We start from the raw sequence: 20,052 nt of genomic DNA on the forward strand, positions 1-20,052 counted from the left end.
AAAGCAAAACCGCTCCATCAAAAGATGCAGCGGTTTGGGATTACAGCAGTTAAGCCAAATGACTAAAACTCATTGCCAAACAGTTTCTCAGTCATCGCAGCAGCGGCGGAGCAAGGTTCCTGATCACTCTCTCCCAGCTCGCCTGTATTAGGACGCAGGCCAACAAAATCAAACGCCTGTGCATCATGTAAATGAGATGGACGCACGTGCGCCAGAGCACGAGCCATAATGCCCAGCCGGCCCGGGGTCTCCTTCTCCCACTGTTGCAACATCTTCTTCACCTGAACACGCTGCAAGCCATCCTGTGAGCCACACAGGTTACAAGGAATGATTGGGAAGTCCATTGCCTTGGAGAACTTCTCGATATCCACTTCAGAGGAGGTCATCAGCGGACGCAGCACCATCAGGTCACCTTCATCATTCACTAACTTCGGCGGCATGGAGGCCATACGTCCACCAAAGAACATATTCATCATAAAGGTTTCCAAAGCATCGTCCCGGTGATGCCCCAGCACAATTGCCTCACAGCCCAGCTCACGCGCAGTGCGATATAAAATACCGCGGCGCAGGCGAGAGCACAGGGAGCAATAAGTAGACGTTTCAGGCAGCTTGTCAGTCACAATGCCGTAGGTGTTCTCGCGCACGATCTTGTTAGGGATTTGGTAGCGCTCAAAGAACTCAGGCAGAATGTGCTGCGGAAAATCTGGTTGGGACTGATCAAGGTTGCAGGCGATCAGGTCAACAGGAAGAAGACCACGCCACTTCAGATCCATCAGAACAGCAAGCAGAGTATAGCTGTCTTTACCGCCAGAAAGGCAGATGAGCCATTTGGTTTTCTCCGGGCTCGCCCCATCCGGAACCATCTTATAGTCAGAGATTGCCTGACGAGTTTCACGCAGCAAACGTTTACGCAGTTTTTTGAACTCAACCGAACTTGGCACCTCACGGAAAAGTGGATGACACTCTGAATCGAAACTCTTGTCCTCAGCGGCTGTATCAGTGGCGTGTTCTGCGCTTAACTGGCTCATGGCGTTATCTTATCTTCACTCGTTCTCAATCAAAAATGGCGAATGCATTATGCTGCGGGAGGAATAGCACCACCAAAAGAAAAGGGCCACCCAAAGGGCAGCCCAAATCAAATCCTTCAGGATCAAACCTATTAGCGGGAATAGAATTCCACAACCAGGTTTGGTTCCATCTGAACTGGGTAAGGCACGTCGCCAAAAGCAGGAACACGAGCAAATGTCGCGGTCAGCTTGTTGGTGTCAACGTCAAGGTAGTCAGGAACGTCGCGCTCAGCGGACTGTACTGCTTCCAGTACGATTGCCAGCTGCTTGGACTTTTCACGAACTTCAATAACGTCACCAGGCTTACACATGTAAGAACCGATGTTTACGCGGCGACCGTTTACGTTCACATGACCGTGGTTGATGAACTGACGAGCAGCAAACACAGTGAGAACGAATTTTGCGCGGTAAACAACTGCGTCAAGACGGCACTCGAGAAGACCGATAAGGTTTTCAGAAGTATCACCGCGCTGACGGGAAGCTTCATCATAAGTCTTACGGAACTGTTTCTCAGAGATGTTGCCGTAGTAGCCTTTCAGCTTCTGCTTAGCGCGCAGCTGCACACCAAAGTCAGAAAGCTTACCCTTACGACGCTGACCGTGCTGGCCTGGGCCATATTCACGACGGTTCGCAGGGCTTTTAGGACGACCCCAGATGTTTTCACCCATCCGACGGTCTAATTTATACTTGGCGCTCTGGCGCTTAGACATCGCAGTTTCCTTAGCGTTTATCTGTAATTTTAAAGGAAACGCGCCCTCCTTTTCCTTCACAAACCCAAAGGCTCACAAAGATTGACAGCGGTCCTGGCAAATAGCGCATGCCGAACCACACGGGTGCGTAAAATCAAAGCGGCTCCATAGGAACCGCCATGAACAGCGCATTCCTATTGAAATTGCACGCAAGAGTCAACGGAATATGACAGCAAACAGCTGAGAAATAAGAGCACTATCAATAGCGCTTTTGTGCTTCTTCACCACGCTCTTTGCTCCAGATCGTGGCATCAACCCCATCCGCAAGTTCAGGATGTTCGGCAATGTCAAACATTGGCTCCTTCCCTTCCTTCAGCTGCTTGATGTAATCCTTGGTGATCAAAGTCACTTTTGGTGCCAGAAGCACAATCGCGGCCAGATTGATAGTCGCCATCACAGCCATAGCGGCATCCGCTGCATTAAACACAGTGCCGACTGTCTGCAAGGTACCCCAAAACACCATTGCCAACGAGAGAAGGCGAAGGATTGTAAGTCCCGGTTTCCAGCCATGCTCCAAATAAATCATGGCATTCTCCGCATAGGAGTAATTTGCCACGATCGAGGTAAAAGCAAAGAAAAAGATCGCGATAGCGATGAAATAGACACCAAAATCACCAACATGCGCTTCTGCGGCTGATTGTGTCAGCGATATACCGGTCACACCTGTTGTTGGGTCGTAGATGCCGGAAAGCAGAATAATCAATGCAGTCGCAGTACAAATCACAATCGTATCGATGAAGACACCCAGCGCCTGCACGAAGCCCTGAGAAGCAGGATGATGTGGATCAGGAACGGCTGATGCAGCAATGTTTGGTGCAGATCCCATTCCAGCTTCGTTTGAATAAAGACCACGGCGGACACCGTTCAACAGTGCTGCCATCACACCACCGGATATCCCGCCAACCGCTTCTTCAAGACCAAAGGCGTGCGCGACAATACTCCATAAAACACCTGGCACTTCTTCGTAGTTCGCAGCCAGAATACCAAATGCAATCACCACATAAGCAATCGCCATAAACGGAACAACAACCTCTGCAAAATGTGCAATCTTTCGTAGCCCACCAAAGATGACCAGCCCAGCGGCCAGAACAAGCACCACGCCTGTGACGATCTCCGGCACGTTAAAAGCACTGCTCATAGCATCAGCGATGGAGTTGGACTGCACTGCGGAGAATACGATACCAAAAGCAAAAATCAAAGCAATTGCAAAGACATGACCAAGCAGCTTGCTCTTCAAGCCTGCTGCCATATAAACCGCTGGACCACCGCGAAACTGACCGTCGTCATCTTCGACCTTATAAAGCTGGGCTAACGCACTTTCTGCGTAGGCAGTTGCCATGCCAACCAGAGCAACCATCCACATCCAGAAGATTGCCCCCGGCCCGCCCAGCGTCAGCGCGACTGCAACCCCGGCGATGTTACCGGTACCAACTCGTGACGCCAGACTGGTACACAAGGCCTGAAACGGGCTAATCCCGTTGCGATCTTCATGCCTCGATTTGAGAAGAACACTGAAACACTGCCCAAAATAACGAAACTGGATAAAGCCTAATCGAAACGTGAAAAACACACCAACGGCAAGCAAGCCATAAAGCAGAACGAAATTCCAGAGGATGGTATTGGTGTAATCGACAACAGTATTGATGATATCCAAGGCTTCGACTCCAGCAAATCCGCAGGTGCCGACTGGGTATCAAAACAAATTCAAGATCCGCCTAGAACAACCAATTAAATAAGAGAGGATTTGAGCCAAGGCAGGCAACACTCCAGCAACCTATACGCTTACAAGAGAGCCCCTCAGCTGGTCAGGAAAAACAGATCCTCACACCCGGTCGCCACAGATCCCGGTTCCATCACCTGAATCAGCCGTCTGGCAATCGCGGACGCTGGATCAATCCACGTGACGGGCCAGGGAGCCACTTGCTCCATTTCTTCCTGCAAAAAAGGATAGTGCGTGCATCCAAGCACAATGCAATCGGTGCGCTGACCGTCTTTCTCGACAAAGCAAGGAACAATTTCCTGCCGCAAGCGATCAAGGTCAACTGCTCGACCTGCCAGCTTGTCTTCTGCAAGTGCAGCAAGACCAGTCGCCCCAACAAGTGCAATATGGTGCTCAGGCGCAAACTCGATGATCAGGTCCTGCGTGTAGTCACGCTTTACAGTCCCCGGCGTTGCAAGCACTGCAAAAACGCCGCTTCGTGTTTGTTCAGCAGCAGGCTTAATAGCAGGAACAGTCCCAACCACAGGAACGCTCAACATCTCTCGTAATCTCTTGAGCACAAGCGTCGAGGCCGTATTACAAGCCACCACAACCGCGCTCGGTTGCCACGCTTCACTGACGGTCTGCACCAATGAGCAGATGTGTTCACGCAGTTCCGCCGCATCCCAGTCGCCATAAGGGAAAGCCGCACGGTCCGCCAGATACAGCAGTGCAACATCAGGAAGCATTCGCTTGATCTCACGCTGCACAGACAGCCCCCCGACACCACTATCCAACACCAACACACGGCCAGACGCATCCGCCCGCATGTGCATTTGCTGAAATAGAACGACAGGGGAGCCGGTCAGCATCAATCTTTGTCCTTCACGCCATACTTCTCAAAGCAGGAAATCACACCACGCATGATACGCACTTCATTTTCGGTGAGATCTGCTTTTTGAAAGATGTTGCGCAGCCTGCGAATTGTTACTGGCTTCTTTTCAATAGGTCGGAAGAACCCGCGAGAATCTAGCCCTGCTTCCAGATGCTCAAACATTCGTTGAATGGACTCTTGTGTTGCCAGCTCTCCATCATAATCGTCCAAGGAGAAAGGCAGTGCACCTGCTGTAGCCACACGGCGCCATTCATAGGCACATACCAGAACAGCCTGGGCAATATTCAAGGACGCATAGGTTGGATCAACCGGAAGGGTCACAATTTTATTTGCAAGCGCCACCTCGTCATTGTTCAGGCCCCAGCGTTCTCGGCCAAACATATAACCGGACGAGATCCTGCGCGCACCCTGAGCAACACTCTCAGTCGCGGCCTCATCAGGTCCAACAACAGGCTTTGGAATGTCACGGCTACGTGCGGTCGTTGCAAAAACGAGTTTCAGATCGGCAACAGCTTCTTCAACACTGTCGAAAACCCGTGCTGCATCAATAACATGATGTGCCCGGCTGGAAGCTGAGCGTGCTTTTTCACTCGGCCAACCGTCGCGTGGGTTGATCAGACGCAGGTCGTGCAGACCAAAATTGGCCATAGCACGAGCAACCATACCGATGTTTTCGCCAAGTTGAGGTTCACAAAGAACGACAACAGGAGGAATGGCAATATTTGTTTCAGGAGTGCTTTCAGACATGCGGATCCTCTAGCCGATCACACTGGAAATTACCAGAGCCGTTTTGCCTCCCAGCAGTCTCAGAAAACGCAAACTCCTATCAGAATAAGCCTGTCGTTTTCCCTCGGCGATAAGTCACCACCTGCACCTCAGTCACATGATATGGCGTAGGAACTCTGACCAATCACCTAAAGAGGGTAAAATTCGGCGAATTCAATCAAGAGTAAAGCTGTGTTTTGCTGTTACCTAGAGTGTTAGCCGTTTCAATGCAGCCTCTGAATGGCATGACCCTCTACGAAGGAGACCCCGATGACAATGTCTGGACAAGAACCCAACGCAGGTGGCACCCCGCCTACAAATGTCCCGGACCTCACGCAGTTAGTGCGTGACAACTGGTTGAAGTTTCTGGTGCTCGGAGTATTGATGGTGATTGGTGGTACGATTGTGTTGGTCATACCATACGCGTCCTCCATCGCAGTAGCACTGGTAATTGGATTGGTTCTGATAGTCGTCGGGGTTCTTCAACTCTGGCACGCCATGCAGGTAAAAGAATGGGGAGGCTTCCTCGGACAATCACTGATTGGAATCATAGCACTGGTTGGTGGAGTAGCAATCTATTATAACCCTGTCGCCGGAACAGGAGCACTGACACTCGTGCTCTCTGCTGTCTTCATAGCGCAAGGCATCGCGCAGGTGTTGTTCTCATTCCGTTTGCGACCTCACGCCAGTTGGGGCTGGATTCTGGCCTCTGGTATCATAGCAATGGCAGCCGGCTTGATGATCCTGCTCGACTTCCCTGCTTCAACCGCTTGGGCTCTGGGCCTTGTGGCCGGCATTTCCATCATGTTCAATGGCTGGAGTTATGTGGCCATCGCACTGGCCGCGCACAAGAAAGCATAGAGTGCTTTGATTGAGAACTTCATTGCGAAAGTGAACTCAGAAAGACAGCGTGCCGCGCAATCTAAAAATGAGCGCGGCACAGTTTTGTAATCAGTAGGCCTGCATCTGCCATTCTTTGATGGCATCCAACGGATAAACCAGCATGATCACATTGAGTGTGAGGTTATCCCTGATGATCGCCCCAACAATCAACTCCATGGCAAGAATGAGCACAACAGACAGCCAAACTGGTAACCGTGAAGCAAGCCAAAACCCGAAAATCATCCAGATGATATCAAACACGGAGTTCAGAACACTGTCGCCAAAGTAATCTAGGGCGATAGTCGCTTCACGGTAACGATTGATGATGTAGCTGGAATTCTCGACAAGCTCCCATGTCGCCTCAACAATAACCGACAGAACCAGCCGGAAGCCCATTGGCCAGCCTGCCCCACCTGTAAAGAGACGGCCCATCCACCAGAACAAAGCATAAAATAGCATGCCGTGGATGATGTGAGACGGCGTGTACCAATCTGAGATGTGCTGGCTGCTATCAGCACTGTTGGTAGTGCCCGCCCAAAGTTTGATCACCCCACATTTGCAGATTGGTTCCCGCCCCATAGCAAGAAGGATAGCGGCAGTCGCAATTAGCAACAGAACGGTGATCAAAGCATAGTGCTTGTTGTTCAAACGGTTGAGCATCAATCAAACTTTCAAAATGAGCAGGAACTAAAATCATATCTGCGAAGGATGAACAGGACCTTCAAACAGGCCTGCGTATATAAGCAACACCTAATTAAATCAACGAAAACTGCTAGAAACGTGAGTTGAATTAGGTCAGTAAGGTGCAGCTAAAAGAACAATGTGGCAAAAAGAAAAGGCCCAGAGAACCCCTGAGCCTTTTCCAAAACTATGTTGTCGCCAGCTGTCAGCTCGGCTTTCCAAAGATCACGGAGGCATTCACCCCACCAAAACCAAAGCCGTTGGACATGACGTATTTCAGGTCTTTCTCTTTGGATGCATTCGCCACCAGATCAAACTGAGAAGCCTCATCATCAGGCTCTTCCAGGTTCAGTGTCGGAGGAAGCACACCTTCCCGCAGTGCCATAATAGAAGCGATTGCCTCAAGAGCACCGGCAGCTCCCAAAAGGTGCCCCGTCGCAGACTTGGTTGAAGAAACAGCCAGATCTTTCCCACGATCTCCAAACACAGCCTGAATGCCTGCAATCTCTGCAGCGTCCCCAACTGGTGTGGATGTACTGTGGGCATTGATATAATCAATATCGTCAGGATTAATCCCTGCCTGCTTCAATGCTTTACGCATCGCAGCTTGCCCACCTGCGCCATCCGGAGGAGAAGCTGTCACATGGTGGGCATCAGCTGACGTGCCATACCCCAGGATCTCAGCAAGCGGTGTCGCACCGCGAGCAAGGGCATGCTCAAGCGTCTCAATCACCAACATCGCAGCCCCCTCACCCATGACAAATCCATCACGGTTTTTGTCAAAGGGACGAGAAGCTTTACTAGGCTCATCATTAAACCCGCTCGACAGCGCACGGGCTGCAGAAAAGCCAGCGAATGAGACAGCATCAATACAAGCCTCAGCACCACCAGCAAGGGCGACACTTGCCTCACCACTCCTGATCATGCGCACCGCATCACCAATGGCCTGCACACTGGCAGCACATGCGGTCACCGGCGTTCCCAAAGGCCCTTTAAACCCATTGGCAATCGAAACCTGACCCGCTGCAAGGTTCGCCAGAAAGCTCGGCACAATGAACGGCGACAATCGCCGCGGACCTTTGGTCTCCACAGCGCGTGTAGCTCCGGTCATAGCTGGAAAACCACCAACCCCGGATGCAATGATCGTCGCAGTACTTTCCTTCTCTTCGTCCGTTTCAGGACGCCAGCCAGCCTGTTCAACGGCTTCCTTGGCTGCAACCAGAGCATAATGGATAAATAAGTCCATCTTCTTCTGGTCTTTAAAAGGAATAGCAACACTGGCATCAAAGCCAAATTCATCTTCGTCGATGGTTGGAACCTGTCCTGCCACCTGACAAGCATGCTCGCTTCCATCAAATCTGGTAAGAGCGCGAATACCACTTTCAGAAGCTACCAGTCTCTTCCAAAACGGGTTGATCCCAACACCTAGGGGCGAAACAACCCCCATACCGGTTACAACAATCCGCATCTTCCCTTACTCCTAAGTCAAAGAACGCAGGAACCGACTCCTGCGCGCTCTACAAAATGCTCGCGTCCCAATTATGACGCCATCAGGTCGCCAGAGTAATTGGATATGTTTTGAGAGTTAAGAACAAACTGCACAATTGCAACTCATAGTGGATAACATCTTGGGATTGCGGAGTAATCAGTTTTTGCGCCCTAAGCAGAATGATCGACAATCCACTCGAAAAGGAGAAAGGTCTGACAAGATTATGGGCAGCAACTCACACCACGCATGAGAGCAAATACAGTTGAAATTGCAGTTTGTTAGCAAACACCACTTCTGTGCGGCATACGAATTTGGTATTACAGGCCAACCGAGCTAGCATTTCCACTGGCATTAAATTGCGCACATGTGTATACACATGGCAATTCGAGCCACTTCAGGCTCCATTTTCATGTACCTAAAAACACGAGGTCTACTAATATGGCGAAGATCAAGGTAGCAAATCCAGTCGTCGAGCTCGACGGCGATGAGATGACTCGCATCATTTGGCAGTTCATCAAGGACAAGCTGATCCATCCTTATCTGGACATCGATCTGAAGTACTACGACCTCGGCATTGAGTCCCGCGACGCAACAGACGATCAGATCACCGTTGATGCTGCAAACGCAATCAAAGAACACGGCGTTGGCGTTAAGTGTGCAACCATCACTCCAGATGAAGCACGCGTTGAAGAATTTGACCTGAAGCGCATGTACCGCTCTCCAAACGGCACCATCCGTAACATCCTGGGTGGCGTTATCTTCCGTGAGCCAATCATCATGTCCAACGTTCCGCGTCTGGTTCCAGGTTGGACTCAGCCAATCATCGTTGGCCGTCACGCATATGGTGATCAGTACCGCGCGACCGACTTTAAATTCCCTGGCAAAGGTAAGCTGTCCATCAAATTCGTTGGTGACGACGGCGCTGAGATTGAGCACGAAGTATTCGATGCTCCTTCAGCAGGTATCGCAATGGCGATGTACAACCTGGATGATTCCATCCGCGACTTCGCCCGTGCTTCCATGAACTATGCTCTTGGCCGTAAGGTACCTTGCTACCTGTCCACCAAGAACACCATCCTCAAAGTATACGATGGTCGCTTCAAAGACATCTTCCAGGAAATCTATGACGCTGAGTTCAAAGAGAAGTACGAAGCAGAAAAAATCTGGTACGAGCACCGTCTCATCGATGACATGGTTGCTGCATCCATGAAGTGGTCCGGTGGTTACGTTTGGGCTTGTAAGAACTACGACGGCGACGTTCAGTCCGACACCGTTGCACAGGGCTTCGGTTCCCTTGGCCTGATGACTTCCGTTCTCATGTCACCAGACGGCAAAACCGTTGAAGCAGAAGCTGCACACGGCACAGTGACCCGTCACTTCCGTCAGCATGAAAAAGGTGAAGACACTTCCACAAACTCCATCGCATCTATCTTTGCATGGACCCGTGGCCTGGCTCACCGCGCAAAACTCGACAACAACGCTGAGCTGAAGAAGTTTGCTGAAACTCTTGAGCAGGTATGTATCGATACAGTTGAAAGCGGTCACATGACCAAAGATCTGGCTCTTCTCGTAGGTCCAGAACAGAAGTGGCTCACCACAACTGGCTTCCTCGACAAAGTCGACGAAAACCTTCAGAAAGCTATGGCTGCTGCATAAGTACTGCCAAAGCGCTGATTTATGAAAAGGGTGCCTCCGGGCACCCTTTTTTGTGGGCGAAACAATTGCGCAGGCCAGTCAGCCAAACCGATTGAAATTCCAGTACTCCATTTAAATCAAGGGAGCCCCGAACAATGCATCCTTCACGAATACGGCCCTACCGTAATCAAAAAGGATCCAGACGATGAAACCACAACTCTTACTGTTCCTGCTCGGCGCGGGATTGGCAAACTTTGCACAAGCTCAGGATAATGACGCCATAACCGCCAAGAAAATTGGCCCATACTTCCAGCTGGAAATACAAACTACAGTCTCGTCTGGTGAAAAAAAGAGCTCGATCTTTGTGATGGATACAGGATCAACCGGCATCGTTGGCTCTGCAGGCTTTTTTATTCCCACAGCTGAAGAGCAGGTAAGTTCCACCTGCACCACCCTGTCCTACTCCAGCTCAGGGAACACCTATGCTGGATACATAATCAATCGCGATCTCTCGTTTGGAACGCCCGGCAAGGTCCCTACAAAACACCTCAAAAACTTTCCGGTCTTTGCCGCCGTACAGCACTGCCCAAATAGTAAGAACAAGCCCACCTGCTCAAAGTCCCCCGCACCCACTTGCAATCTCAACCCTAAGGTTTTCATGATGGGTGTTGGTTTTGACAGTCCTCATGGCATTTCCCAGGTGGATGCAGATCAAGCCACTCCCGCAAATCCATTTCTTAACCTGGTCGACGACAATGGCGTCTCTTTTGAGAACCAGAATTACGCCCTCACAAGCACGCACTCAAACAGCAGCAGTCTTGATGTCTATCTGGCATCCCCTCAAAACCCACTCCCCAATCTGGGCAAAACACTCACGCTTCCACTATCTACGTCACCAACAAATCCAACGGCTTTGGTGGCACCTGTCCTCCCCTTTGCAATCACAAGCAAGTCCAACGGCGAGATCGTTTATCCGCCAACCGGTCCCCAACCAGCCCGCGTTCTCCCGGATACAGGTATTTCATATGGCATAGTCTCAGTAGCTGAAAACACGCCCCCGTGTTGTACTGCCAGCCCTAACAGCGGACCGATTGAGACGTCAGACTATGAGATGCAGCTTTACGTAAATGAGCAAAGCAAAGAGCCTCTGGTGGCACTAAGCTATGGGAGCAATCAGGCTCTCGGCCACTCAGCCAGATGGTCCTTAGGGCACAAGGATGTTAGTCCGATGCTATTTAACAGCGGCCAGCTGTTTTTTGAGCATTGCAATTACTTCTACTCCCCCGCGGATAAGCAAGTGACCCTAAGCTGCGCTTCAGGAAAATAAGGCTAACAGGGAGCGGAACAGCTGCTCTGACGCTCCCTGACGAACAGACCAATCAGATTTCAACATGCATCTGCCTGATTATCGCAATTTCCCAAGGGCTTCACCGGCACCTCGATGCCGAAATCTTGAGTACGCCAAAACAACGCCTAAGTGAGAACACATTAGGCTTTCAACCTAGGCGGACGGTCTCTGTTTCCAACCCGGCGCCTCTTATGTTTAAAAAGATTGTCCTGCTGCTCCTCCTCGCCTTTGCCGGGGTCTACCTCTACAACGCCTCATGGCTTTCAAGCCAACCCTTATCCGGCAAACCTAGGTTCATTGCTCATCGCGGGGTCCACCAAACCTATCATCGCAACGAGCTGACCAATCAGACTTGCACCGCAGAACGCATTGACGCGCCTTCTCATTCCTATCTGGAAAACACAATTGCCTCTATGAAAGCCGCGTTCGAAGCTGGCGCAGATATTGTGGAGCTGGATGTACACCCGACTGCAGACAACAAACTCGCCGTCTTTCATGATTGGACACTGGACTGCCGCACCAATGGCCTAGGCATCACCAGATCTCATTCACTTGCAAAGCTCAAAGCACTGGACATCGGCTATGGCTACACCGCAGATGGCGGAAAAACCTATCCATTGAGGGGAACCGGCATAGGTGCCTTACCAGAACTTGAGGAGGTGTTCCGCGCCCTCCCCGGCAAGAAGTTCCTGATCAATTTCAAGGAGAAAGAACTACGCTCGGCAGAACTCCTTCAAGAGAAACTCAGCAGACATCCGGAATGGAAAAAGCAAATCTGGGGAGTCTATGGAGCTGCCGCCCCCACCTGGAGCATTGCAGATAGCACCGAGGAAATCGTAGGCTTCGACAAACGCCAAACCAAAGCCTGCTTAAAAACTTACGTCGCTCTCGGCTGGAGTGGATACGTTCCACATGATTGCAGAGGCACCGTCATTGGTGTCCCCTCAAATTACACATGGGCTGTGTGGGGCTGGCCACATAAATTCCAACAAAGGCTCAAGGAATATGGCAGCGAAATCATCGCATCGGGCCCATTCAAATCACAGGGTGCAGGTGGCGGCATAGATACAACCGAACAGCTTGCTGCAGTGCCTGATAATTTTGATGGCTACATCTGGACCAACAAGATCGAAGTGCTAGCACCTTACATCCAGGGCAAGACTAAGATGTAAACTCCACATCCGTATGATGGCTCTTGCGCTCATCAATAGCTTCATCAATGATCTTCTTGGCAACAGCCGGTTTGCGATCCATGAAGCGGCGCAGGTCTTCCATCTTGAGCACCATAAGCTGCACCGGTGTCCGCACTACAGCGCTGGCCGTTCGCTTGCGATGAGCAAACAACGATGCCTCACCAAAGTGCTCCCCCTCACCATGCAATATACGATGATCAGCAAACACTTCTTCCACTTCACCAGACGCAATCAGGTAAAGGCTGTCTCCATCCTCCCCTTTCTCGCAAATGGTCTGCCCGGCAGGCACACTGTGCGAATGTAAAAGCTCAGTCACAGCGGCGATCTCAACTGCAGACAAGCGCTCAAACAACGGAATAGTGGCCACCATTCCCCAGGTGATAACAAAGTCTCTGCTATGGATCTCACGCGCAAACGCGGTGCCAACAATGCCAACCGGCAGCGCAAACAGGCAGTACCCCATCAACATCACAACACTTGCAATGGTTTTGCCCACGGCAGTGACAGGCACAACATCGCCATAACCCACCGTAGTGAGTGTAGAAAACGCCCACCACAATGCACTTGGAATGGTGCCGAAATGCTCTGGCTGGACAGCGTGTTCAACACTGTAAAGCAGCGTAGCGGCTACAAGAGCAACACCCAGAATCAGCACTAGACTGCCCACAATCGCCCTCTGCTCAGCAACCACAGCAGAAATCAAAGAACGAACAGCAGGCGAATACCGCGCAATCTTCAAGAACCGCAACAAACGCAGAATAACAAGCGACTTCCAACTGATGCTGGCAAAAAACAATGAAAGCCAGAAGGGCAGCACAGCCACAAAATCAACCAGCGAGAGCGGCTGCATCGCATAAACAGCACGTGCTTTGAGCGGACCATATTTCCTCAAAGGAGGATGCAGGTCTGAAACCCAAAGCCGCAATAAATATTCAACGGCAAAGATTGAGCCAGCAATGAAATCCAGCAAAAAGATCTGCCAGACATACACCTCTCCGATGCTCGGCTCCGTCTCAAGGACAGCAAGTCCCACATTCACAACAATAAAAATGATGAGAATCGCATCAATCTGCTTGGCAAGCCGGTTACCGGCACTGCTGCGCTCCAGCAAATTATAAACTTTCAACTTGATGGAGTGTACCACCAACGCCCCCAATAAAGTTCTCGGGCACTTGAAGAAACAGATAAAGCAATCCCAACAGCAATGAACCTCCCTTCACCATTTTACAGGCCCACGCAAACCGCAAAAAGAGGCACCCAGCGAAAGTAACTGGCAAAAAATAAAGGGGAGATTAAATCCCCCTTTGCAACTCTTAGATCTTTGGTTCGGTATTAAAGCGTTTCAAGGTGAGCCTTAATCGCAGCAATCGCCTCATCAGCCTTGCTTGCATCCGGGCCACCAGCCTGCGCCATGTCCGGACGGCCACCGCCACCACGACCACCAAGAGCAGCAGAACCAATGCGAACAAGCTCAACCGCACTGGCTGTCTCACTCACATCCTTAGTCGAGCCAACAACGATCGCAGCTTTTCCATCTTCCGCTTTGCTGATCAGCACAACAACACCGGAACCAATCGCAGTCTTGCCTTCATCGGCAACAGACTTGAGATCCTTCGGATTGATGCCTTCAAGAACACGAGCCATAAGCTTGAACTTACCCGCTTCAGTAACACCGGCATCCCCATCGGAGCTGCCACCGCCCATCGCAAGTTTCTTCTTCGCATCCGTCAGTTCACGCTCAAGCTTCTTGCGCTCATCCAGCAAGCTTGCAATACGAGCAGGAACGTCAGCTGCAGCAACCTTAAGCAAACCAGCACTCTCACGCATCAGCGCATCCTGCTCAGCCAGATACTTACGTGCTTCATCACCAGTAAGTGCTTCAATACGGCGAACACCAGCAGCAACAGCACCTTCAGAAACAACAGTCACAAGACCGATGTCACCAGTGCGCTTCACATGCGTACCACCGCAAAGTTCCACAGAGTAAGACTTTCCGGCTTTCTCGCCAGTAGTCGCCGTACCCATGGAAACCACACGGACTTCATCGCCATACTTCTCACCGAACAGAGCCATCGCGCCAGCTTCGATCGCCTCATCAACTTCCATCAAAGAAGTCTCAACTGCACCGTTTTGCAGCAAGATCTCGTTGGCCAGAGCCTCAACCCGTACCGTTTCTTCAGCGCTGACAGGCTTTGGATGCGAAAAGTCAAAACGCAGACGTTCTGGCGTAACCAAAGAGCCCTTCTGAGCAACGTGAGTACCAAGCACTTCACGCAATGCTTCGTGAACCAGGTGCGTTGCGGAGTGGTTGGAACGAATAGCACTGCGGCGAGAATGGTCAACAACCAACTCAAGCGCATCGTCCACCTTAACTTCACCGCTCTCAACACGAACAAAATGGACGAACAGACCGTCAGCTTTCTTCTGCGTGTTGGTGACAGCAAGGGAAACACCATCTGCAACCATGGTACCACAGTCGCCAACCTGACCACCGGATTCGCCATAAAACGGCGTCTGGTTAAGGATCAAAGACCCTTCTTCACCCTGCTTCAGAGAAGTAACTTCTTCACCATCCTTCACAAGGTTCAAAACAACGCCTTCTGCCTTCTCAGTCTCATAACCGAGGAACTCAGTCGCGCCTGCTTTCTCCTTAATGGAGAACCAGATCGCATCGGTTGCAGCATCGCCGGAACCTGACCACGCCGCACGCGCTTCAGCACGCTGGCGCTCCATAGCAGTATTGAACCCATCGGTATCAACCGCAATCTCACGGCTACGCAATGCATCCTGTGTCAGATCGAGCGGGAAGCCGAAGGTGTCATAAAGCTTAAACGCTGTTTCACCATCAAGCTGATCACCAGAACCCAGAGAACTGGTTGCATCTTCCAGCAGGCCAAGACCGCGCTCAAGAGTTTTGATGAAACGCTTTTCTTCCAGCTGAACAGTCTCTTCAATAAGCTTTTCAGCACGTGGAAGCTCAGGGAACGCCTGCCCCATTTCACGCACAAGTGTCGGCAGCATATTGAAGATAACCGGCTCTTGCGCACCCAAAAGGTTTGCATGGCGCATCGCACGGCGCATGATGCGGCGCAGAACGTAACCACGACCTTCATTGGAAGGCAGAACACCGTCAGCAATCAGGAAGGCCATGGACCGCAAGTGATCTGCAATCACTCGGTGGCTCGCCTGTGCTTTGCCAACAGCTTCAACACCGGTGAGATGCTCAGAGCTCGCAATCAGAGCCTTGAAGAGATCGATCTCGTAGTTGTTATGTACGCCCTGCATAATCGCAGCAAAACGCTCAAGACCCATGCCAGTATCGATGGATGGACGCGGCAGATCGATACGCTTTTCTGGCAGCTGCTCGTACTGCATGAACACGAGATTCCAAATCTCGATAAAGCGATCACCATCTTCCTCAGGAGATCCTGGAGGGCCACCCCAGATATGTTCGCCGTGATCGTAGAAGATCTCGGAGCATGGGCCACAAGGACCGGTATCACCCATGGCCCAGAAGTTGTCTGAAGTTGGGATGCGGATGATTTTCTCATCAGCAAAGCCAGTCAACTTCTTCCAGATCTTGAATGCTTCTTCATCCTCGGAATAAACGGTGATCAACAGCTTGTCAGCCGGCAGCCCGTATTCTTTGGTGATCAGATTCCATGCCAGCTCAATAGCGTTTTCCTTGAAGTAATCTCCAAAGGAAAAGTTGCCCAGCATTTCAAAGAAGGTGTGATGGCGCGCAGTGTAGCCAACATTGTCCAGATCGTTGTGCTTACCGCCAGCGCGGACACATTTTTGCGAAGATGTTGCACGCACGTAATCCCGTTTTTCCAAACCGGTGAATACGTTCTTGAATGGCACCATACCCGCATTTGTAAACATCAATGTCGGATCATTGCGTGGCACCAGTGGACTGGAAGGAACAACTTCGTGTCCGTTCTTTGCAAAGTAGTCGAGAAAAGCCGACCGAATTTCGTTGACGCCACTCATAGGTATTGATGTCCGTCTCGTTTTCTAGTGGGCAGCTACTTCAACAATCACAGCCGCCAAATTGCAGGGTATGCGCATCAAAAACGATGCAACAAAAAATTAGTATCTGCCGCGTTTTAGCCATATGCAGCAAATCTGTCCATAAAACCCTACAAAAAAAGAGGCTGGATAAATCCAGCCCCTCTAAACTCTATTGGTTTTCCGCAGCTTTTTCCGGATCATCAATCTTTTCAGCAATCAAACCTGCATTCTGTCGGATAGCAAGTTCAATCTCATCCGCCAGTTCAGGATTCTCTTTCAGGAAGGTTTTCGAGTTCTCTCGCCCCTGCCCCAGCCGCTGGCTGTTGTAAGAGAACCACGCACCTGACTTCTCAACAATGCCGCCTTTCACACCAAGATCCAGCAATTCCCCCATTTTGGAGATGCCTTCGCCGTAGATGATGTCAAACTCAACCTGCTTGAATGGAGGCGCCAGCTTATTCTTCACCACTTTCACGCGGGTCTGGTTACCAACAATCTCGTCACGATCTTTAATCGCACCGATACGGCGGATATCCAAACGCACAGAAGCATAGAACTTGAGCGCGTTACCACCAGTTGTCGTCTCAGGCGAACCAAACATCACACCGATCTTCATGCGAATCTGGTTGATGAAGATCACCATGGTATTGGATTTGGAAATGGAAGCGGTCAGCTTGCGCAGCGCTTGGCTCATCAAACGAGCCTGCAGGCCAGGGAGCGAATCGCCCATCTCACCTTCAAGTTCTGCTTTTGGCGTCAGCGCAGCAACGGAATCGATCACCAGCACATCAATCGCACCCGAGCGAACCAGCGTATCGGCGATCTCAAGCGCCTGTTCACCAGCATCCGGCTGAGAGATGAGCAGGTCATCAATATTCACACCAAGCTTGCGTGCATAAATCGGATCCAGCGCATGTTCAGCATCAATAAAGGCGCAAATCCCGCCTCCTTGCTGCGCACAGGCAACTGTGTGCAAAGCCAGCGTGGTTTTACCGGAGCTTTCAGGTCCATAGATCTCAACGATACGCCCTTTTGGGAGCCCGCCGATTCCAAGGCCGATATCAAGACTGAGAGAACCAGTCGAAACGCTCTGGATTTCTACGGCCTGCCCCTGGCCCATGCGCATAATGGAGCCTTTACCAAAGGCTCGTTCAATTTGGGAAAGCGCTGCATCCAGTGCTTTATTCTTGTCCATCTGATTGCCCTCAACAAGGCGAAGTGAAGTTTGTGCCATACGTTCTCATCCCTTATTCCACGATGGACGCGTAGTTTCAAAGTCAGTTATTTGTACTCATTTTGTTCCAACTCCGCAATACCTGATAACTAACTAATAAAAATGGATTAATTTCAATATGTTCTCCTATTGTTCAACATGTAGATAACTTTTCCCGACACCCGTTTGGAGGAACGCATCTGGAATCAAACAGCAAAATGCACTTTTGATACATCACCCACAGTCTGTATTTGCTCGTAGCTTGCTTTGGCCAACCACATTGCATATCAACTGTCTTTCGATGTCGGGAGGAGAATTGGTTATGTCCACTAAAAAGGTCGGAGTAATCGGAGCAATCCATCTGGACAGGATTGCCCATGCAGATCGACCATTCAAGCCGGACACCTCAACACCCGGGAAAATTATGTCCCGTGCTGGAGGTGTTGGAGCAAACATTGCACGTGCAATGGCCCGGCTAGGCATGCAACCAACAATGCATGGATGTCTGGGGGACGATGCAGATGGAGCATTCCTCGCAAAAAGTCTGACAGAATGCGGGATTGATACTTCCAGTATCACCACTGTCGCAGAAGGGAGAACCGGATCCTATCTGGCACTTCACAATCCGGACGGTACGTTATTCTCCGCTATTTCGGATAGTGAAATCACAGCGATGGTGAGTTTCTCACAAGCCCATCCAATCCCACAGGCTCTGCTGGACTGCGACATCTGGCTCTGTGAAACCAATCTGGAAGAAGCAACGCTTCTCTCACTTGCCAATGCCAAGGAGCATCGCCTTCTCGCAGCAGACACCGTCTCAATTGCGAAGGCGCCCAAACTGCGTCCCCTCCTCTCAAAAATCGACATTCTTTTTACCAACACAGATGAAGCCACAGCTCTTTTGGAGTGCGAACCAGGAGAATTCTCAGCAGAAGAACTAGCTCAAAAGCTGGCAACTGCGGGCATTCCAATTGTTCTGGTCAGCAATTCCAACAAGCCACTGGCTCTTCACTGTGCAGGCAGCACAAGCTCGCACACTCCATTTTCTGTTGTTCCCGTGGATGTCACCGGCGCAGGTGATGCCTTCATTGCAGGCTTTCTTTATGCAAGCTGCCTCAATGAAGCCCCGGTTTCAGCAGTAAAAAGCGGCCTTGCTTCTGCATCAATTACAGTGGAAGCGACTGGCGCCGCGCCAGAAACGCTTTCACCCCAATCGCTTAAAGCTCGTTTATTAGAACATGCCTAAGCACCAACAACATACGAAAGACTGGGAAAACCATGGGAAGTTCAATTAAAATCCATCATTCAAAAGAAGTTGCAGATGCTCTGAGCAATGGCGCCCCTATTGTTGCGCTGGAGTCCACCATCATTACCCATGGTATGCCGTACCCGCAAAACGTTGAGACTGCCCGCGAAGTAGAACAGATCATCCGTGACGGTGGCGCAGTCCCTGCAACAATCGCAGTGTTGAATGGCGAGCTTCACGTAGGTCTGGAAGACAGCACTCTGGAAGAACTGGCAAACGCCAAAGACGTCATGAAGTGCTCCCGCGCAGATCTGTCCTTCGCGATGGCGCTGGGTAAAAACGGTTCCACAACCGTAGCCGCAACCATGATGGCAGCACACGCAGCTGGCATCCGCGTATTCGCAACCGGCGGCATCGGCGGTGTCCACAAGGGCGCGGAAATCAGCTTCGATATCTCAGCTGACCTGGATGAGTTGTCCCGCACTCCTGTTTGTGTTGTTTCCGCAGGCGCAAAAGCCCTGCTCGACATTCCAAAGACACTGGAAGTTCTGGAAACACGCGGCGTTCCGGTCATTGGTTTCAATTGTGAAAACGTACCAGCCTTCTGGTCTCGCGATTCAAAAATCAAAGCGCCTTACAGCCTGGACGATGCTTCCGACATCTCCAAACTGATCAAGTTCCGCGAAACATTTGGCGATCACGGCGGCATGCTGGTCACCAACCCGGTACCTGTAGAAGACGAAATTCCATCTGACGAAATGCAGGTGTTCATTGATGCATCCATTCAGGCAGCTGAAGAACAGAACGTCACCGGCAAGGAAGTAACACCGTTCGTGCTGCAAGACATTTTCGAGCGTACCAAGGGCCGCAGCCTTGCAACCAACATTGCGCTGGTTAAAAACAACGCAAAGCTTGCAACAAAAATTGCCTGTGGTTTGACTGCATAAGCAGCTTTTAAACCAAACAGAAATACAAATCCGGGCCGGTCAATCCAGCCCGGATTTTTTTATGCGCAACCTGCGTTGTTTCTTCTGCTCACCCCGACACTTTCAATCAACTCAAATCATGCAGAGACGTTCACATCTCTTTGATCGAAAGATTCCGTTGTTTTTCGGTCCCGATTATTTTAGGTGTTCTAAAGCTATAGAACTTTACATCTCTGTGTTTCTATTGGCG

The 20,052-nt window shown here is 50.7% G+C and carries 16 protein-coding genes; 6 read left to right on the plus strand and 10 right to left on the minus strand.

Translation table 11 applies throughout. The features are described from left to right. Positions 1–62: 62 nt before the first annotated feature. From ttcA to PsWM33_RS16070, 5 genes are all read right to left on the minus strand, one after another. Positions 63–1,028, minus strand: a complete 966-nt coding sequence (gene ttcA, locus PsWM33_RS16050; RefSeq protein WP_063300886.1) for a tRNA 2-thiocytidine(32) synthetase TtcA — start codon at positions 1,026–1,028, stop codon at positions 63–65. Between the two features lie 131 nt (positions 1,029–1,159). Then, complete coding sequence (rpsD, locus tag PsWM33_RS16055) at positions 1,160–1,777, minus strand: 30S ribosomal protein S4 (protein ID WP_057462588.1); 618 nt, start codon at positions 1,775–1,777, stop codon at positions 1,160–1,162. Positions 1,778–2,015: 238 nt separating this feature from the next. After that, positions 2,016–3,461, minus strand: coding sequence for an alanine/glycine:cation symporter family protein (locus PsWM33_RS16060; protein WP_193778422.1), 1,446 nt, complete (start codon positions 3,459–3,461; stop codon positions 2,016–2,018). 152 nt (positions 3,462–3,613) lie between these two features. Continuing rightward, the gene (gene murI, locus PsWM33_RS16065) at positions 3,614–4,387 is read right to left on the minus strand and encodes a glutamate racemase (RefSeq protein WP_063300888.1); all 774 of its coding nucleotides are present in this window, start codon (positions 4,385–4,387) and stop codon (positions 3,614–3,616) included. Next, on the minus strand, positions 4,387–5,157 hold the full coding sequence (locus PsWM33_RS16070; protein ID WP_063300889.1) for an RNA methyltransferase: 771 nt from the start codon (positions 5,155–5,157) through the stop codon (positions 4,387–4,389). The genes murI and PsWM33_RS16070 overlap by 1 nt, the downstream gene beginning before the upstream one ends. A gap of 288 nt (positions 5,158–5,445) precedes the next feature. Between PsWM33_RS16070 and PsWM33_RS16075 the strand changes: the two genes are divergently transcribed. Further along, positions 5,446–6,036, plus strand: coding sequence for an HdeD family acid-resistance protein (locus PsWM33_RS16075; RefSeq protein ID WP_208992032.1), 591 nt, complete (start codon positions 5,446–5,448; stop codon positions 6,034–6,036). 90 nt (positions 6,037–6,126) lie between these two features. On the opposite strand, the gene PsWM33_RS16080 is transcribed toward PsWM33_RS16075, so the two are convergent. Then, positions 6,127–6,717, minus strand: a complete 591-nt coding sequence (locus PsWM33_RS16080; protein ID WP_063300890.1) for a DUF2585 domain-containing protein — start codon at positions 6,715–6,717, stop codon at positions 6,127–6,129. A 226-nt stretch (positions 6,718–6,943) separates the two neighbouring features. Further along, positions 6,944–8,206, minus strand: a complete 1,263-nt coding sequence (gene fabF / locus PsWM33_RS16085; RefSeq protein ID WP_063300891.1) for a beta-ketoacyl-ACP synthase II — start codon at positions 8,204–8,206, stop codon at positions 6,944–6,946. Positions 8,207–8,665: 459 nt separating this feature from the next. Between fabF and PsWM33_RS16090 the strand changes: the two genes are divergently transcribed. From PsWM33_RS16090 to PsWM33_RS16100, 3 genes are all read left to right on the plus strand, one after another. Next, positions 8,666–9,883 carry an NADP-dependent isocitrate dehydrogenase gene (locus PsWM33_RS16090; protein ID WP_063298038.1) on the plus strand — a complete coding sequence of 406 codons (1,218 nt, stop codon included), beginning with the start codon at positions 8,666–8,668 and terminating at the stop codon, positions 9,881–9,883. Positions 9,884–10,067: 184 nt separating this feature from the next. Continuing rightward, positions 10,068–11,189 carry a hypothetical protein gene (locus tag PsWM33_RS16095; protein WP_063300892.1) on the plus strand — a complete coding sequence of 374 codons (1,122 nt, stop codon included), beginning with the start codon at positions 10,068–10,070 and terminating at the stop codon, positions 11,187–11,189. 212 nt (positions 11,190–11,401) lie between these two features. Next, positions 11,402–12,382, plus strand: coding sequence for a glycerophosphodiester phosphodiesterase family protein (locus tag PsWM33_RS16100; protein WP_063300893.1), 981 nt, complete (start codon positions 11,402–11,404; stop codon positions 12,380–12,382). Here the strand turns inward: PsWM33_RS16100 and PsWM33_RS16105 are convergent. The 3 genes from PsWM33_RS16105 to recA all read right to left on the minus strand — a co-directional run bounded on the left by PsWM33_RS16105 (position 12,372) and on the right by recA (position 17,651). Then, complete coding sequence (locus PsWM33_RS16105; protein ID WP_063300894.1) at positions 12,372–13,547, minus strand: cyclic nucleotide-gated ion channel; 1,176 nt, start codon at positions 13,545–13,547, stop codon at positions 12,372–12,374. The genes PsWM33_RS16100 and PsWM33_RS16105 overlap by 11 nt on opposite strands. 188 nt (positions 13,548–13,735) lie before the next feature. Beyond that, on the minus strand, positions 13,736–16,396 hold the full coding sequence (gene alaS / locus PsWM33_RS16110) for an alanine--tRNA ligase (protein ID WP_063300895.1): 2,661 nt from the start codon (positions 16,394–16,396) through the stop codon (positions 13,736–13,738). Positions 16,397–16,586: 190 nt separating this feature from the next. Beyond that, the gene (gene recA, locus PsWM33_RS16115) at positions 16,587–17,651 is read right to left on the minus strand and encodes a recombinase RecA (protein ID WP_063298041.1); all 1,065 of its coding nucleotides are present in this window, start codon (positions 17,649–17,651) and stop codon (positions 16,587–16,589) included. Positions 17,652–17,952: 301 nt separating this feature from the next. On the opposite strand from recA, the gene PsWM33_RS16120 reads away from it, so the two are divergent. Next, entirely contained in the window at positions 17,953–18,876 is a 924-nt protein-coding gene (locus PsWM33_RS16120; RefSeq protein WP_063300896.1) for a carbohydrate kinase family protein, read from the plus strand. 32 nt (positions 18,877–18,908) lie between these two features. Beyond that, on the plus strand, positions 18,909–19,823 hold the full coding sequence (locus tag PsWM33_RS16125; protein WP_063300897.1) for a pseudouridine-5'-phosphate glycosidase: 915 nt from the start codon (positions 18,909–18,911) through the stop codon (positions 19,821–19,823). The last annotated feature ends 229 nt before the right edge of the window (positions 19,824–20,052 follow it).

The organism is Pseudovibrio sp. WM33 (assembly GCF_001623165.1).
In the GTDB taxonomy this organism is placed as follows: domain Bacteria; phylum Pseudomonadota; class Alphaproteobacteria; order Rhizobiales; family Stappiaceae; genus Pseudovibrio.